The organism is Limosilactobacillus reuteri subsp. porcinus (assembly GCF_036621895.1).
Lineage (GTDB): Bacteria > Bacillota > Bacilli > Lactobacillales > Lactobacillaceae > Limosilactobacillus > Limosilactobacillus reuteri_J.
This window is the reverse complement of sequence record NZ_LN887312.1, coordinates 1-16,781: the sequence shown is the minus strand read 5'-3', so window position 1 is coordinate 16,781 and position 16,781 is coordinate 1. Positions and strand designations below refer to the sequence as shown.

General features: G+C 39.4%; 14 protein-coding genes. 12 read left to right on the top strand and 2 right to left on the bottom strand.

Annotation, left to right across the window (positions count from 1 at the left end; translation table 11 throughout):
- Window positions 1-16: 16 nt before the first annotated feature.
- The 4 genes from AACL61_RS00445 to dprA are packed head-to-tail and all read left to right on the top strand — an operon-like array spanning window position 17 to window position 2,682.
- Window positions 17-238 carry a YozE family protein gene (locus tag AACL61_RS00445; protein WP_003670906.1) on the top strand — a complete coding sequence of 74 codons (222 nt, stop codon included), beginning with the start codon at window positions 17-19 and terminating at the stop codon, window positions 236-238.
- Between the two features lie 20 nt (window positions 239-258).
- On the top strand, window positions 259-1,131 hold the full coding sequence (gene ylqF / locus AACL61_RS00440) for a ribosome biogenesis GTPase YlqF (protein WP_339110817.1): 873 nt from the start codon (window positions 259-261) through the stop codon (window positions 1,129-1,131).
- A complete protein-coding gene (locus tag AACL61_RS00435) occupies window positions 1,124-1,894 on the top strand; it encodes a ribonuclease HII (protein ID WP_339110816.1) in 771 nt (256 codons plus the stop codon). Before ylqF ends, AACL61_RS00435 begins: the two co-directional genes overlap by 8 nt.
- A gap of 50 nt (window positions 1,895-1,944) precedes the next feature.
- Window positions 1,945-2,682 (top strand): DNA-processing protein DprA, encoded by a 738-nt coding sequence (gene dprA, locus AACL61_RS00430; protein WP_339110815.1) that lies wholly within the window; start codon window positions 1,945-1,947, stop codon window positions 2,680-2,682.
- A 173-nt stretch (window positions 2,683-2,855) separates the two neighbouring features.
- On the opposite strand, the gene AACL61_RS00425 is transcribed toward dprA, so the two are convergent.
- The gene (locus tag AACL61_RS00425) at window positions 2,856-3,962 is read right to left on the bottom strand and encodes a tyrosine-type recombinase/integrase (protein WP_339110814.1); all 1,107 of its coding nucleotides are present in this window, start codon (window positions 3,960-3,962) and stop codon (window positions 2,856-2,858) included.
- Between the two features lie 170 nt (window positions 3,963-4,132).
- Between AACL61_RS00425 and AACL61_RS00420 the strand changes: the two genes are divergently transcribed.
- From AACL61_RS00420 to AACL61_RS00395, 6 genes are all read left to right on the top strand, one after another.
- A complete protein-coding gene (locus tag AACL61_RS00420; protein WP_339110813.1) occupies window positions 4,133-4,441 on the top strand; it encodes a hypothetical protein in 309 nt (102 codons plus the stop codon).
- Window positions 4,442-5,000: 559 nt separating this feature from the next.
- Window positions 5,001-5,864 carry a hypothetical protein gene (locus AACL61_RS00415; protein WP_339110812.1) on the top strand — a complete coding sequence of 288 codons (864 nt, stop codon included), beginning with the start codon at window positions 5,001-5,003 and terminating at the stop codon, window positions 5,862-5,864.
- A 587-nt stretch (window positions 5,865-6,451) separates the two neighbouring features.
- Complete coding sequence (locus AACL61_RS00410) at window positions 6,452-8,782, top strand: DNA primase family protein (protein WP_072575040.1); 2,331 nt, start codon at window positions 6,452-6,454, stop codon at window positions 8,780-8,782.
- A 32-nt stretch (window positions 8,783-8,814) separates the two neighbouring features.
- The gene (locus tag AACL61_RS00405; protein WP_072575039.1) at window positions 8,815-9,225 is read left to right on the top strand and encodes an ArpU family phage packaging/lysis transcriptional regulator; all 411 of its coding nucleotides are present in this window, start codon (window positions 8,815-8,817) and stop codon (window positions 9,223-9,225) included.
- Window positions 9,226-9,715: 490 nt separating this feature from the next.
- Window positions 9,716-10,954, top strand: coding sequence for a metallophosphoesterase (locus AACL61_RS00400; RefSeq protein WP_339110811.1), 1,239 nt, complete (start codon window positions 9,716-9,718; stop codon window positions 10,952-10,954).
- Window positions 10,955-11,435: 481 nt separating this feature from the next.
- Window positions 11,436-11,675 carry a hypothetical protein gene (locus AACL61_RS00395; protein ID WP_072575037.1) on the top strand — a complete coding sequence of 80 codons (240 nt, stop codon included), beginning with the start codon at window positions 11,436-11,438 and terminating at the stop codon, window positions 11,673-11,675.
- Between the two features lie 389 nt (window positions 11,676-12,064).
- Here the strand turns inward: AACL61_RS00395 and AACL61_RS00390 are convergent, their stop codons facing one another.
- Window positions 12,065-12,394 carry a helix-turn-helix domain-containing protein gene (locus AACL61_RS00390; protein WP_339110810.1) on the bottom strand — a complete coding sequence of 110 codons (330 nt, stop codon included), beginning with the start codon at window positions 12,392-12,394 and terminating at the stop codon, window positions 12,065-12,067.
- Between the two features lie 146 nt (window positions 12,395-12,540).
- Here AACL61_RS00390 and AACL61_RS00385 point away from each other — a divergent pair, with 146 nt between their 5' ends.
- Complete coding sequence (locus tag AACL61_RS00385) at window positions 12,541-16,014, top strand: SEC10/PgrA surface exclusion domain-containing protein (protein ID WP_339110809.1); 3,474 nt, start codon at window positions 12,541-12,543, stop codon at window positions 16,012-16,014.
- 24 nt (window positions 16,015-16,038) lie between these two features.
- Window positions 16,039-16,781 (top strand): coiled-coil domain-containing protein (locus AACL61_RS00380; protein ID WP_423245868.1); only part of this gene is annotated, 743 nt, incomplete at its 3' end.

The following is a 16,781-nucleotide window of genomic DNA, read 5'->3' as shown; positions in this document are numbered from 1 at the left end:
ATTGGAGGAAATCAAAATGAGAATGAGTTTTTATCAGTTTTTAATGACTCAACGAAACCCGAATAGTGCAGATGAAGTTCAACAGTTTGCAAACAACGCTTTTTTGGATACTACTTTTCCTAAGCATTCAGAGGATTTTGATGAAATTTCGCATTATTTAGAAGAAAATGCTGACTATTTGCCATCAATGACAATTTTTGATGAAGCTTGGCAACGGTATATTGATGCAATGAATTAGAAAAGAAAGGAGAAAGTCAAATGGCAACAATTCAATGGTTCCCAGGACACATGGCAAAAGCATTACGCCAAATTCGTGAACAAATGCCACCAGTAGATATTTTATTTGAGCTAGTAGATGCTCGTGTCCCTTATTCGTCACAAAATCCAGAAGTGGCACTAGCTGCAGGAGAAAAGCCCAAACTTTTAATTATGACAAAAACGGACCTAGCAGATCAAAAACGATTAAATGAATGGATTAAATACTTTGAGCAGCATAATCAACCAGTTCTTGCCCTCGATTCACGCCAAAATAACGTGGCAAAAGTTGTAACGGCTAAAAGTAAAGAGATATTAAAAGATAAATTGGCAGAAGAAAAAGCCAAGGGAATGAAAAAGAGGCCAATTCGAGCAATGTGTGTTGGTGTTCCCAATGTAGGAAAATCAACCCTTTTAAATCACCTGGTAAAAAAGAACGTTGCGGCTACTGGAAATCGTCCAGGAGTCACTACCGGACAGCAATGGTTACGGTCATCAGCAGAATTGGAATTACTCGATACTCCTGGTGTCCTTTGGCATAAATTTGCTACTCCTAAGCAGGGGATAATGCTGGCTTTAACAGGAGCAATTAAAGATAGCTTATACGCCAAGGATGATGTAGCGTTGTTTGCCCTTGATTACTTGCGGCAACATCAGCCAGAGGTGTTAAAGCAACGTTACCACTTAACTGATGCAGATCTGGACGAATCGGTTACCAATCCAGATTTACTATTAACGATTACTGCTAAAATGGGCTTTCGTGATGATTATGACCGGGCTAGCGAACGGTTGATTTTTGACTTGCGAAAGGGGAAATTAGGACCAATCACTTTGGAAGTACCCGCTGACCTAAATGAGGATGGACTAAATGAATAAGGAAACCATTAGTCAAATTAAGGCCCGTTTACAAACTATCACAGATACAACTGATCCTTACTTGCAAACTATTCGTGATGATTCGCGAAAAGGTGTTCAAACGGCAATTCAGCAATTTGAGCGGCGGCTTGCACGGGAGAAGGAAGCTAAAGAGGCGTTCAATAACCGGTTTAAATATGAAAAGTACTACTGGGAAAAGGGATGTCAGTATGTTGCAGGAATGGATGAAGTAGGAAGAGGACCCTTGGCTGGGCCGGTGGTTACTTGTGCAGTAATTTTAAATGCAGATTTTGACCTGATAGGGGTAACAGACTCCAAACAATTAACTAGGCATGAACGGGAAAATTTGTATTTACGGATTGTTAAAGAGGCGGTTGAAGTTAGCATTGCGGTAAATGATGCGCCAGTGATTGATCAAATGAATATTTATGCTGCTACCCAGGATGCAATGATTCGGGCAGTTAATCACCTTCACCATCGACCAGATCATCTGATTGTTGATGCTGTCCCATTAGCAATTAATATTCCCCAGACGACTTTGATCAAGGGGGATCAAAAGAGTATTAGCGTTGCTGCAGCTAGTATTGTCGCAAAGGAATACCGGGATCATTTAATGCGAGACTATGATTATGTTTATCCAGGGTATGGCTTTGCACAAAATATGGGTTATGGAACCAAAGAACATTTAGCCGGCTTAGAAAAAATGGGGGCAACTCCTATTCATCGGCGTTCTTTTAATCCTGTTCCAAAATATTTAAATTAAAAAATGCATTTTCAAAAAGCTTTCGTATATAAATATAGGGAGGCTTTTTTATGTTACAAGTAAACGATTTTCTATTACGGTTAAGTTTGTGTCGCGGAATTGGCTTAGTTTCAAAATATCGTCTATGGGGGTGTGCTCAACAGGCGCGATGCTTTAATAATATTGACTATTTGATTGACCATGCAAATGTTAGCTTACGAAGTGCATCTTCATTAAAAAATAACTGGACAAGTCCAGAGCTTGATCAAGCAGTGGCCTTAAACAGTCAGGAACAATTTATTACGATTGCGGATCCGTTATACCCGATGACCTTGAAAGAAACGTACTGTCCGCCCTTGGTATTGTTTTATCGTGGTAATCTGAGCTTGCTCCATCAGCCTTCAATTGGTGTTGTTGGTACTAGGCAGATAACTAATTATGGACAGAGCGCTTTACGAGGATTGCTGCCACCAGTAATTAAGCGGCAGATAGTAGTAATCAGTGGTTTAGCTCAAGGAGTAGATGGTTTTAGCCATGAACTGGCGTTAAAACATGGTGGCCTTACTATCGGAGTGATTGGGACGGGTTTAGATCAAGCTTACCCCCGAAATCACCAAGTCCTTCAAGATGAGGTAGCCAGACAAGGATTAGTAATTTCTGAATATGGGCGGGGTGAACCACCTGTGGCTTATCACTTCCCGGAGCGAAACCGAATTATTGCAGGTTTAAGCGAAGTGGTTTTGGTTGTCGAGGCAAAGAAAAGGAGTGGGAGTTTAATCACGGCTAATATGTCACTGTATACTGTATAATAAAATTGTGAATTGTCGTTAATATGAGACGATCATAAACGTTGATATAACAGCGTTTAGCTAACATTTGTAGAATTAAAATCAGTATACACTTTGTGAATAATTATTAAATAACACAGAGAAACACAGAAGAAAGCAGAAAGTTGAGACACGTTTGAGACACAGAGACACAATCACAGATTATTTAACACTTTAAGGATCTTCTTGTTTTCCTCGTCTTCTTTTTCTGTTAACAAATAAGAGCAAATCTGTAAAGTCGTTCTGATGTTATTGTGCCCCAATCTTCGTGATATTGCGTATATGTCTACGCTTTGAGATAGTAGGAGGGCAACGTGAGAGTGTCGGAAACTGTGAAAGTGAAAGTTCTTATTGTTGATACCCAATTTTTTAAGCATTCGGTGAGTATAACGACTCGCTGAAGATGTGTTAACCGGCTTATTTTTCTGAGTATAGAACACGAGAACATCCCCGTCATCCCGTAACCTTTTCATATCATCTATAAGATACGAAGGAACGGGTATGTCACGAACTGAGTTGTCGGTTTTGGTTGATCTAAACCGTGGTGTTGGGTCTTTGCGGCTGTGTGTGTCTAATTGTCGTGTAATGTGTAATATGTTGTGTTCATCATCCACGTTATCCCATGTTAGACCTGCCAATTCGCCCAGCCTAGCTCCCGTTAAGATTGCGGCTTCAATCAATGTGGGAGTACCAACGGCAACATTTTTATGCTCTCTTTTTCTTGTGTGGTAGTTTCTGCAATATTTCAAAACCTGCTTAATTTGAGTTAGGTTGAGATATTCGACTTGCCGTTCTTTTTTGCCTCCGGCGTGTACTAGCTTTGCTGGGTTTCGATTAATGTAGCCTTTTTGTATAGCATACTCAAAAACAGCAGAGCAACACTGATTAATAAGACGAACTGAGCTGTGCGCTAGATTATCTAACGAGTTCATAAACTGTTGGTAATCATCACTATTTATTTTCTGAATAGCCTTATGTTCTCCAAAATATGAAATAGCGTGTTTTCTAGCAAATTTCCAGCTTTTTTGTGTGTTTTCACGTAAATGTGGTTTTTTGTAAGTATCATAATATTTATCAAAAACATAAACAAAAGTTGTGATCTGTTTGATCATCCCTTGTTTGTGTTTTATTTTTTGTTGAAGTTCCCAATCTTTCGCATCTTTTTTTCTTGCAAATGTTTGACTCACACCTGTTTCTTTGCCATTTGGAAGACGCCAGCGAACTCGTGCCTCCCATTTTTTGCCACGTTGATTAACCGACATATGTTATCACGTCCTTTGTGTTCATTATATAGGATGTAGTATAATATAAGAAGCCGCCTGTGACGACGGTTGTTAGTATTTTGAGCGAAGTTAGACAGACTTCTTGTTGTATTGTAGTAACAGCAATATGACACGTAACAAAATCCAAACACGAAAGGATTAATGTTACTATGCCTAAAAATACTAACGAATTACCAAACTTTGACTTATTGTCTATTAATGACTGCTGTGTGCCGTTCACGATTGCCCAAAAGACCATTTTTAATGGTAAATCTCGTGAATGGATCAGGTATTATATCTTTGATCGATATCCTGAAATTTTCACAGATAATGGGGGATGGATCACACGGCCTGCCGGATCAGGTAAACGTATATATGTGATCAGCCGAAACCATGCTATGGCGTGGCTTTATAGTCATCGTCAGGAGATCGACTGGATGGCTCCAGAGCCAAAAACATTAAGCCTATATGTTGGATAATTCAATATATGAGCTCAGCCCGATATTGGGCTGAGCCTTTTCTTTATAGTTTCATGTGAAACGATAAACAAGAAAAACACGGAGAAAAGCAGAGAGAACCAGAGAAATTATACATGAAAATAATATTGATTTTTTCTTGTTCGATTTAATTTCAAACTATAAAAGATGTACGATATTGGATAATGCTTTCACACGTAGACCACCGACATATCAGCATTTTTAGTTGAATTGATTAAAATCTGATGTATACTTAATATGTAAATTAAAATGAAGATGAGTTATAGAAATGAAAAAATAGCAATGCATAAAATTATATATATGCATGACTTATGATTTTTTTGAGCTAACATATTGTTAAATTGTTCACAATTAAAATAGAAAGAACTTAATAAAAATGAATGAAAAACAAACTTTAACTGATGAGTAACTCGTACAACTTGCCAATGATATAATCCGTGATTATTTCGATTTATCACGAATTTCCTGCGTAAGAGGGACGATGCCATGCTTGAACAGAAGTTACAGTGTAATTAAGAATACTAGAAAGGATTGATACATAATGGATGTCAAATGGAGTTTTAAGACGAAGAAGACAGAACAAAACAAAAAGCTATTATCAGACCCATTTTTAATTCGAACAATTCAACGCGATGTTTTAAATAAGCGATATGGGCACAAAAATGAACGAGTTGAAAACGTACAAGGTTTTGAGCGTCAAGGACTGGCAGATGATGATGTTAAACAAATTATTGATGATTTGTATACATCATGGGGATTCGTTGAGACTTCAGTTAATCACTCATATGAACGATTACTCGACGATTATCAACTAATCAGCGATGCAATGACGATCGTTCAGTCAACACATAAGATTTTATCAGTGACTCCGGTTATTCAAACCGACGACTGCCAATATCACAAAGTCGATACACGAATTGGCTCATATCTTGTCGATGGCATTTATAACGAAGTGAAAATCAATGATAAAAAGAAGCAAATTTCAATTGACAAAGACGTTAAAATGGCTATGGACCTCGTCGATAACAAAGACATTAAACATTTTATCGAGATGTTTGTTCAACGTAAGCTTTATAACTTAGAGCAGATTTTAAGCTATGACCCTCACAACTTAAAGAATTTGGAAGGTAAGACAAATCAGCAAAGAGAGCCGTTATCCGTTAATACATATTTACAGTTCATCATTCCGCACATCGAAGCAAAAATCAGAAAACATGGTGACATGAGTGATGCAGCAGCCAACGATCTCACGAATTACTTTATGTATACTTACGTCGACAGTGAAAATACACCAAATTTTGATACTAGCTATGAATATCGAACCGTCCTCAAGCAAATGCTGAAGGATGCGGTTGATGACCGTCTCGACGAAGCCAAGGTGAACCGTCAATCAGAGAATTATTAATAATTTAATCAATTTGCAAGTTTATCAGAATTTGTCTCAGCTGAAGAACAGCCAGTCACACATCGACGAGCAAACAAACGTTGATATGCGCTATGTCAACGAGCACAGAGTACAACGTCACGTCAATGATAACGAGAACTAGAAAGATGAGGTGATTTTATGATCTACACAGACGAATCATTCACAACTTTTAAGCGAGCAGCTACGGACGCTATCACCGGTGGATATGTCGACGAATGGCTGGACAGCTTTAACAACTTCGACGATTATTGAAAAGCAAGTGACGCAGTCGACGAAATAAACGAAGAGATGTACGAACGAACACACAACAATAAGTAATACATAAAGTAAAATCATACCGGAAAATTTACAGAAGAAAGGAGATGTGCTCATGATGTCGTGTGGGCTCAACGATATAAAAAAAGAGTCAATCAAGTTAATGCCAACTCAATCAACTCAAACTCAACTCAAACCCAACCGAAAATTTAGCTTGATTTCACCATAACTAAAATATCAGATAGGTCATATTTATTATAACATAAAATGGCCGTCTGATCGGATTTATAGATAGAAAGGACGGCCTAAAGATGGCTGAAAATGTAGATAATCAAACGATTCTTAACAATAACGTTAAAACATACACTTTAACCGCAAAGTCGACTGCAGCGCAAGTCTTTACCATCGCGCAAGCTTTCGTTAGTGGTCACATTCGCCTAAACGCAGGCGCTGCAAGTGCTGAAGTGCTACAACAGTTTAAAGACTTTGTTAGTGCTTTGCGTGGTGACACTAAAGATCAAGAAAAGAAGCAAGACGATGACAAGAAGAGCGATAGTAAGACTTCACAGACTGTATCACTTAAGATTGGTGGACTAACATCAACATGGACTTATGATTTCAAGGATTTTGAAGAGCATAGCTTCGACCAAATCGGTGCGGCTCAGCGATTAGCTGATATGTGTGAGGGCCATGTTGCTTATGACTCGGACCGCGACGAATGGCGCGCATGGAATTCTCAACGTTGGGTTTGGATTAATTCGAGTCTAAACCAATTAACACAACTTACACGTGAAGTTTTGAGTTGTATACTCACCGAAGCCCAGCTCAGGTTTCCATCCGGTTTTGAAGACATTAAAAAGAAAATCGAAGGATTAGCTACACAACCAAAGATGATTCAAATTTTGAAGTTAGCCCAAACCGAAGATTTGCTAGGTGTAAGTAACGTAAGATACAACAGTTATAACTACTTAATTAACACTATTAATGGTGAGGTTAATATTCAAACTGGTGAACTTCAAAAACACGATAAAAAACACCTATTTACTAAAATTGTTCCTTATCGCTATAACCCAAAGGCTCACAGTAATTTATGGGATGATTTCTTAAATGTAACGTTCCAGAATAACCAGTCTATGATTGATTATTTTCAGATTGCAACCGGCGATTCTGCTCTATCTGGTGTCAATACCGACCGACACTTATACATCGTTTTTGGTCAAGGTCACGATGGTAAGTCTGTTGCTCTTTCTGCAATCCGTCATGTCCTTGGTGGCGATAGTCAAGATAGATCAGGATTTGCTGATACTGCTGACATTTCGACTTTTCTAAAAAAACGTAGCGCTTCCGGAGCTGTTGCGTCCCCTGACTTAGCTGGTTTAGATGGTGTGCGTTTTGTAACGCCAACGGAGCCAGGTAAAGGCGACCAATTGGACGAAGGGCTCATCAAGTCATTAACTGGTAAGAGTGATACGATGAAAGTTCGTAATCTGTACTCATCAGCATTCACACTATATTCTCAGTTTAGTATTTGGATCGCCGCAAATGATGTTCCAAAAAGTAGCGCTAGCCAAGCAATCATGGACCGGTTGATAATCGTGCCTTTTAGTCACCGTATTAAACCAAACGGACTAGAAGATAATCCACAAATTGAAAGTCAATTAGCAAAAACAAAGAATATGGAAGGAATTTTGAATTGGTTAGTACAAGGTTCAATTAAAGCAACACAAAAGCGGCAACAAGCAGCTCAAGCGGCAGCAACAGCACGAAAAAATGGTGATATTGATGAAGTCATTTTCCAAGACCCATTACGTCCATATCCTATTCCAGTAGTTAAAGCACGGAATAAATATCAATACAGCGCAAACTCAAGCCTCGCCTTCATTTATGATGTTCTATATTCTCAAAGTGAAGCAATGCAAATTGTTATTGATTCAATGCTTAGCAACGATGAAACATTACGATACTTGGAAGATGGAATCGATGCTCACCCAATGGCAAATAATGCAATCATTGCTAAGCAAATCTTTTCTGAAATTCGTTTAGTCTTCGACCCAACCTCATACATTACCAAGACAGACTTATATAATTTATACCGTGATTGGGCACGAAGCGAAGGTATGCGAAATGTTGCAACAAAACGCAGCTTCCATGATTCCATCAGTCAAATTCTTTGTGAAGGACGACAAAAAAGTCTTCGCGTCTGGTTGGGCCTCGGACTAATGCCAATTATCGGCCATGAGGGGTACAATGTAACTCTCAATATCGGCTCATATCGAGGCTGGTTAAAGAGTACATCAAAGAAATATGATAATGACCATTTAGTAAAATTTGCAAAGAAAGACGGAGCAATCTTTACGGCAGACCAGCCAACACAAACAACAGACACAGTACGTGACCAACTTAAAAACTTTATTGAGCTCAACCCATCCAGCTACGGTAACAAGCGCACAATCGACCGCTCAGATGTCAAATGGCCGGACCCTATCACAACCACAAAACCAACAGTCGCACAGTCTTTTGCACATGCCGCATACGCCGACGATGACGAAGACAAACGAAATAAGGCAAAGCAGATGTTAAATAATCCAAACATTACAGAAGAAGAAAAAAAACAGGCTTTAGACGATTTGTTCGCTGATTAAGTGATTAGGTGAAGGCACACGGTGAAATAATTATGAATAGTGACAAAAAAATTATTAAGGCAGTTGAGCAGTTTTTCAGTCGTGACGTTCGGCGTGATACAATGCTAATCCGCAGTGCGATCAGTATTTCAAGCGTTCGGATGGATGTACTGCCTGGTAGTAGTAATAGCAACGATTCGGAAAATAAAATGATTGCATACAGTGAAGCAAAACAACGCCAAGCATTAATTAAGTCGGCGTTTAAGCTGATGGACACAGACGAGGCAACAGTTCTTGAATCATTATATATTAAGGGATGGAGCACAACTAAAACAGCATTGACGCTCTGTGTGTCCACTCGCTCAGTCTTTCGGCTTCGAAAGCGCGCACTGTTGGACTTTGCGTATTGTTATAATATGGGCGAACTGCTCGACAGGATGACAAATGGCAAAGTGACAGCATAAAATAATCATAATAACGGGTAGAATATGAATTCTATCCGTTTTTTTGTGTCGATTTGGTCTTGTCACTTGGTCATAACCTAAAAATACTGTGACCAGCCTTTGAAGGCTGATATATTAATGTTTTCATTCTGTATTGGTCATTTGGTCATAACTTTAAGAAAATAGTTATATATACAATCACTATAGTAAAATACTTTTATCAAAAATTACGTACATATGACCAAACCTTTATATATCAAGATTTCACACTCATTTTCTACTTTGGCGTTATGACCGGAAGTGACAAGACAACGACAAAACGCCTTATAATTAATATTATTTAGTTTGTCACAAAGTTGTCATAATGATGGCACTCACTACGTATATGTTAATGTTACTATATATATGATGAGAGAATAGATAAGTAGATAAGAATTAGTGATGGACTTAAAGCAGTCGTTCGATTTGAACTTCTGCTTTTTCTATTTTAAAGCAAAGGATTGATTTAATTATGAAGTACAGTACAGAATTTTTAGACGAGGTTCGACATGACCGTGAAAAAGGTTTGACACAGAGCGATTTGATGAATAAGTATGAACTGACACGAACACAGATTCGTTATATTTACCGAGTGCTCCATGATGGATACCGTACGAATTCACAGCCGGAAACTAAGACCGATAAGCAATTTGAGTTTAGTTCGGTAACAAAAAAGAGTGATGGGTCAGTTACTGCGAGTAAGATTCTCACATTTAATTCAGCACAAAGCCTTGATGATAAAGATATTTTGCAAATTTTTGGATATGATGCTAAGAAATTCAATCTTAACTCATTTACATATTCGATGTGGGGTAAAGATAAAACAACAGGCCAGCCGTTGGTTAGCGCTAAGATTAATATTTCGCCGGTTGCTGATACTGTCACAACTAATGATTTTATTAATGTTATTAATAATAAAGTTGAGCCTGTTGTTCCGTCTCGTTTTCAACGTCAAACGTCAACCAACATAACAGATCAAAGCTTGGTTCTTCCTCTTTTCGATTTGCATTTCGGTGTTACAAATTTAGAGGTTGCTTATACGTATCTTTGCAACGTGCAAGATTTAATCAGTGACAAGCAATATAAAAATGTTGTGTTAATTTTTGGCGGCGACACGTTCCATTCTAATTTTATGAACAAAACCCAAACCACAAAAAATGCACAACTTGACCACGTCGACAACAAGCAGGCTCTAAGTGATGCGACCAACTTTTTCGACGATTTGATTCGTACTGTTAACCGACACACGCAACACATTGACGTTTTGGCCGTTGGCGGTAATCATGATTACGACAAGCAATATTTGTGGATGTACGCCATGAGTATCAAGTGGCAAAAGTTCGCTAATTTTCACCTGACGACTGGAACACGTCAATATTTTCAAACTGGCCACGTGATGTTGGCTGTACTTCACGGAGACCAAGCACTAAATAAGATCGCCAACCTGATGAGTACTGAAGAGCCCAAGATGTGGGCAGATTCAACCGCAAGAGTTGCTCTGTCTGGCCATTTTCACAAGAATTTAATTCGTCAAGTTGGCAGTAATGATGATGGCGTCATGCTGTACCAATGCTCAACGATTAAGCCAAATGATAAATATGAATTAGATAGAGGTTTTACTATGAGCGGACATCGTCTCGAAGTGTTTACTCTAAATGATCATCGTGTGACGGGTATTAACTACTTATATGATGATCCGCTACAAGATTAATTTCATCCCTCTCTGATTTCTATTATTTGTACGTTATAAATACCGTGGCCTCAACCTAAGCGATAATTTGTTGGTGTCACATCATAACTATAAGAGACCATTTTTACTTTCTACCTAAATCTATATGTGAAGTCACAACGACTTCACTATATGTCCGAGTCAGTACATATTGTCACTTTTTCAGTCCTTTCTTGACAATGTGAAGGTGCGACTCCTTCATCGGGCTTTTTTTATGTTTCTTCAGCTTGAGGACGACCCGAAGAAAGAACTGATAACTAGTATGAATTCACAATCAACCTTAGATTTGTTCTCACCAGCTGTGATTTATTCCGTCATTCTTGCTATTGTCAGGATTTCAGCCGGAGCAACGATTAGCTAGTTAATCGTTGTTCTCACCGTTAATTGCGGTGATGGTGTTTGACTTAATCGTTTTTGTTGTTAGGGCATTAATTATTTACTAAGTAAGAAAGGATGGATAACTATGAAGAATGAAGAAATTGCAAAGTATCTACGTAGTATTGACGACTCACTTAAGACGATTACGTATATACAATCAGCCCAATTGTCATTAAATCAGCAGTCAATGAAGAAGATGACAAATACAACGAAAAATCTTTTAAGTTCGTTTAATAGTGCTTTGTCACATTTTGATGACAATTTAGATGATCAGAATGAAGTTCCTAGTGATGCATTGGTTAGTGATGACGAATTAAATAATTAATAATAAAGACAGATGGGAGGAGCAAACATTACAAAATATGAAATTAGGTAAATCAGCATAGAACCAGTATCGCAACGGTATTAATATTTTGTTAGAAAATCTCGATCGGGATTTATATCAGTAGACGAACTTCAACAATGCTTACATTGGACACTTGAAGATCTATTTGATTATTTACAAAAGGAGTGATTGAATGCCACGTTATCGTCGTTGTAGATATCTAAACTGTCACGCGATGGTTGAACTTCCTAGCCATACTATTACGGAATAGTTAAATACACTAACCCTTCACTAACGTCGGATCCAATTAATAACTAAAAAAATTAAACCCCGGCATGAAATCGTGTCGAGGTTTTTCTTTTGTTTATATTGTCATCAAAAAGAGACGATTACTGTTTGAGTAATTTGATTGAATTAATAATGTTGAGTGATAATTGCTTACTGGTTTGGAAACTCATATTATCTAATAGCTTGTTTAATTCGTTTTGATTTGGGCGGGGATGTTCTGTTGTTTTGTTGGTGTTGCTTACTAAATCATTCAGTGTCACGTCAAGCGATTTAGCAATACGCAACAGTACTGTCACACTTACATTTTCAATAATTGATCGCTCTAGTTTTGATAAATATCCAACAGAAATTTCTGATCTTTCTGCTAATTTTTCTTGACTAAGTTTAGCTAACTTTCTGTATTTGATTATGTTTTTACTTATGTTGTCCATTTTTTACGATTCCTTTTTATTGGTGATTATAATATAAGGACCCATAAGGTTATACTATATAGATAATAGTGACATTTTAGGATTGCAGTATTAAAATGTAGGTGTCAATTTCTGTTATAAAATTTATAATTCGGGAGGATTTCCTAATGGATACTAAGAAAAAAGTAATTATTACTACCGCTACCATGGCTGCGGCGGTAACAACCGGTGCAGCTGCTACTACTGCACATGCTGACCAAGTAAATCCAAATGTAAACACTAATACCAATACACAAACGACACAAGGTCAATCCGACTTAAAGACGGCACAAGACCAAAGTCGGCAAAAGTATGCTGATGCTAAGTCAGCTAACGACACTGCACAAGCTGACTTGAACAATGCTAAGAGTGCTAATGTTGACGCTGAAAACCAACAGACTGCCGCTAGTGCACAAGAGGCTCAAGACGCTATCGCCCAACAAAACGCACAAGATTCAGTTAATGCTGCCAGTGACGCCTTAGCACAGGCCCAATCTGACGCTGCTAAGACGGCTAGTGATCCAGCTGCCGTAGACAAGGCTCAAAGTGACGCTAATGCAGCTTCTCAAGCAAACTCACAAGCACAAGCTGATTTGAATCAGGCTAGTGAGAATGTTAAGACGGCTCAAGATCAAGCTGGTAAGGCTCAAGCTAGCGTTAACCAAGCACAAGATCAAGTAACCCAAGCTAACAACAACGTCAAGACCGCATCTGACGCTGTTAGCCAAGCTCAAACTGACTTGAACAATGCTAAGAGCCATCAACAAGCTTTATCTGACGCACAGCAAGCTGTAACTTCTGCACAAAGTCAAAAAGACGCTGCCGACACTAACGTCAACAACGCTCAAAATGATTTCAATTCCAAGCAAAGCACAGCCAACAGCGCTAAGACTAACTTGGACAATGCCAAGACTGCCCTTGACAATGTTCAAAAGAACGCTCCAGTTGAAAACCACATCACCGTTAATGATACCTACATTAACGAATTAAAGAAGCACCGTGGTCAACAAATCATTTCAAATGATACAGCACTAGATGCTGCATCCCACGAACTCAAACGTCAAAACAAGTATCAATCTGACCCAGCAGCCAAGACTGTTGCAGTTAATTTTGATTCAAACGGTGTACTTTCTGAAGCCGATACTATCTATGCTACTCAATATGCAGCCCAATTGATCAATGAAATTCGGTCACAAATTGGTTCACCTCTTGTTAAGATCAACACTGGTTCAATTGCAATTGCTCGGGACGTTGCCAAACAATACCGTGCTGACAATCTTAACATTTATAATCACGGACATGATCATGATGGCCTTAATAAAGTTCAACAAGCATGGAATACCACTATTTCTGAATCATTATCAGGCGACTCATCAGCATCTGATTACGACATTGACACTAACACGCAAGTTAATGACTATCAAGGATATACTCGAGACGATCTTCAAAGAAGCGTATATGAAGCAATCACCGAACTCCTATTCAACGATAGCCTTCATGACTACGGACACACCACAGATGTATTAGCAACTCGTTATCCAGCTGAATATAACACACCAAACAGCTCAGATAAAGATGACAATGGTAACTACTACATGAACTATGGTGAAGTTTACCTAGGTGTTAGTTTTGATTACGACACAAGCAACACACCAAGCCAACTGGGCGGATTAAAATTACTTCATCCAGGTCAGCTTCATTTCATTTCTGAATGGGATCCAGACAGTGCTTACGCCAAGGTTGTTGAACAACATGTTGAACACCCAGAAACTGGTAACGAAAAGTATCGTCAAAGTCAATGGCGTCAAGAAATTGCTGTTCCAACTGCTACTGATCAAACTAGCGCAATTAAGTCAGCTCAAACCGCAGTTAACAACGCTCAATCTGCTTATGACTCAGCACAGACTGCTTTAGCACAAGCTCAACGTACACTGGATCAAGCTAAGAGCTTACAAGCTTCAGCTCAAAGCAAGCTTGCACAAGCTCAGGCTAACTTACAACAGGTACAAGCAGAAACTCCTAGTGTGGACGATGCTCAAGCTAAATTAACTGCCGCTCAAAACAAGCTGGCTAGTGCTAAGCAAATGGCGCAAAATGCACAAAAGGCTCTTGAAAATGCTCAAGCTACTAAGACTAATGCCGATCGTGCCCTTGATCAAGCTGAAAACACCTTGGCTGGTGCTAAGACCAAGGCAGCTAATACTCAAGTTGCCCTTAAGCAAGCTAACGACAAGTTAAACGCTATTCTTGGTGCCAACAAGAAGGTCGAGGATGCTCAAGCTAAGCTTGACGCTGCTAAGGCTGCACTGCAAGTTGCTAAGAGTAACCACGACACTTCAGCTAAGAAATTAAGCGAAGCTAAGAACGCTGTTAAGGCTGCCCAAGACAACTTAGCTAAAGCCCAAGCTCATGCTGACGCTACTGCTAAGGCATTAGCCAATGCCAAGGAAGCCCTGATCACAGATGCCAAGGTTTACCACGACTCAGTTTCAATCAAGCCGGTTACCATTCACAAGGGTGAAAATGTTCCAGCTCCAGAAATTGCTAACCCAACAGCTGCAGATCCAACCCAAAATCTCGTTATGGGCGCTTATCTAAAGCTTGCTGCTTCTAAGCTTGATACCATTCCAACTGGTACTACTGCTGCATGGAGTAACCCAACTCAGCTTGCTAATGACGCTCAAATCGTCGGCAACCACCAAGAAGGCGCCACTGTTACCTTCCCAGATGGTTCAACCATGACACTTAATGTTCCACTAGTTGTTCTCGACGCTGAAACTCCAGTAACTCCAACTAATCCAGAAAAGCCAGATCACGGTAAGACCGATGACCATGGTAAGACTCCAGTAACTCCATCTAAGCCAGATAACGGTAAGACTGACGACCATGGTACTGCTCCAGTAACACCATCCAAGCCAGATAACGGTAAGACTGACGATCATGGTACTGCTCCAGTAACGCCATCCAAGCCAGACCAAGGTAAGACTGACGACCATGGTGAGACTCCAGTAACGCCATCTAAGCCAGATCAGGGCAAGACTGATGACCACAAGGATGGCGACAGTCATGCGACAACGCCAACTAACCCAACGACGCCAACCACGCCTACTGATCACAACAAGGATAGTCAAGGCAAGACTGACCCTACCAAGCCAGTTAACCCAACAACTCCATCCAAGCCAAGTGATGGTCACCAAACTGACACTAACAAGCCAAGTGACAATTCACACGTCACTACACCAAAGGATAACACCAAGACTGATACAACCACGAACACTACTCTTCCAAGTGATGCTCATATTGTAGATGGTCAAGTTGTTAATGCTCAAGGTCAAGTCATCCCAGGCTTAAAGGTTGAAAACGGCACAATCGTTGCTACAAACAACAGTGCAACTACTGCTTCAGTTAACACAACTGCACCAGTTGCCAGTGCTACAACCATGACTCGTGAACAATACCGGGCTAGTCAAAACAACAAGAACAACACTAATGCTAAGACTTTGCCACAAACTGGTAATCATAACCAGGCTGGTTTAGTCGGATTAGGAATCGCTACTTTGATTTCTATGTTTGGATTAGCTGCTACTAACAAGAAGTACTAATCTAATAAAAGGAGACAAAATATTATGACTAATAAAAAGAAGATTATTACAACCACAGCTGCTATGGCAGCAGTAACAGCAGGTGCTGTAGCTATTAATGCTAATACTGCTCATGCTGATACAGTTTCTACTGAAGCTCAACAATCAAGTACTGTTCAACAGCCACAAGTTGAAAATGCACAACAGCAAGCTCAAGATAAGTATGTTCAAGCCAAAAACGATTTGAACACTGCTCAAGGCAACTTGAACCAAGCGCAAAATCAAGCCAATGCTACTCAAACTGCACTGAATCAAGCTAGTGATGCTAAGCAAAAAGCACAAGACGAGTCTAATAATGCTAACCAACAAGAATCTCAAGCTAATCAAGCTGTAAATGCTGCACAAAACACATTAACTAACGCTGAACATACTGCACACGATGCGACATCACAAAATATTAACGACGCCAGTCAAGCTGCTAGTCAAGCCAATCAAGCCGTTAATAATGCCCAAGCAAATGTTAACGATGCGCAACAAACTGTAAACCAGGCGCAAACTGATCTTAACAATGCCCAAGCAAATGCTAAGTCTGCACAGGACCAAGTCAATCAAGATCAGCAAGCAATTAATCAAGCTAGTCAAGCTATGGACACTCAAGGTGCTAAAAAGGCGCTTGATGATGCTAATACTGAATTAAATACGGCTAAAGCTAACCAAACCAATGCACACCAAGCAGTTACTAATGCTCAAAAGGATGTAAATGATAAGCAAAGCGCTGCTAACCAAGC

Excerpts from the sequence above, each read along its gene's own strand:
- AACL61_RS00445 (WP_003670906.1), top strand. The coding sequence starts at position 17 with ATGAGAATGAGTTTTTATCAGTTTTTAATGACTCAACGAAACCCGAAT.
- ylqF (WP_339110817.1), top strand. The coding sequence starts at position 259 with ATGGCAACAATTCAATGGTTCCCAGGACACATGGCAAAAGCATTACGC.
- AACL61_RS00435 (WP_339110816.1), top strand. The coding sequence starts at position 1,124 with ATGAATAAGGAAACCATTAGTCAAATTAAGGCCCGTTTACAAACTATC.
- dprA (WP_339110815.1), top strand. The coding sequence starts at position 1,945 with ATGTTACAAGTAAACGATTTTCTATTACGGTTAAGTTTGTGTCGCGGA.
- AACL61_RS00425 (WP_339110814.1), bottom strand. The coding sequence starts at position 3,962 with ATGTCGGTTAATCAACGTGGCAAAAAATGGGAGGCACGAGTTCGCTGG.
- AACL61_RS00420 (WP_339110813.1), top strand. The coding sequence starts at position 4,133 with ATGCCTAAAAATACTAACGAATTACCAAACTTTGACTTATTGTCTATT.
- AACL61_RS00415 (WP_339110812.1), top strand. The coding sequence starts at position 5,001 with ATGGATGTCAAATGGAGTTTTAAGACGAAGAAGACAGAACAAAACAAA.
- AACL61_RS00410 (WP_072575040.1), top strand. The coding sequence starts at position 6,452 with ATGGCTGAAAATGTAGATAATCAAACGATTCTTAACAATAACGTTAAA.
- AACL61_RS00405 (WP_072575039.1), top strand. The coding sequence starts at position 8,815 with ATGAATAGTGACAAAAAAATTATTAAGGCAGTTGAGCAGTTTTTCAGT.
- AACL61_RS00400 (WP_339110811.1), top strand. The coding sequence starts at position 9,716 with ATGAAGTACAGTACAGAATTTTTAGACGAGGTTCGACATGACCGTGAA.
- AACL61_RS00395 (WP_072575037.1), top strand. The coding sequence starts at position 11,436 with ATGAAGAATGAAGAAATTGCAAAGTATCTACGTAGTATTGACGACTCA.
- AACL61_RS00390 (WP_339110810.1), bottom strand. The coding sequence starts at position 12,394 with ATGGACAACATAAGTAAAAACATAATCAAATACAGAAAGTTAGCTAAA.
- AACL61_RS00385 (WP_339110809.1), top strand. The coding sequence starts at position 12,541 with ATGGATACTAAGAAAAAAGTAATTATTACTACCGCTACCATGGCTGCG.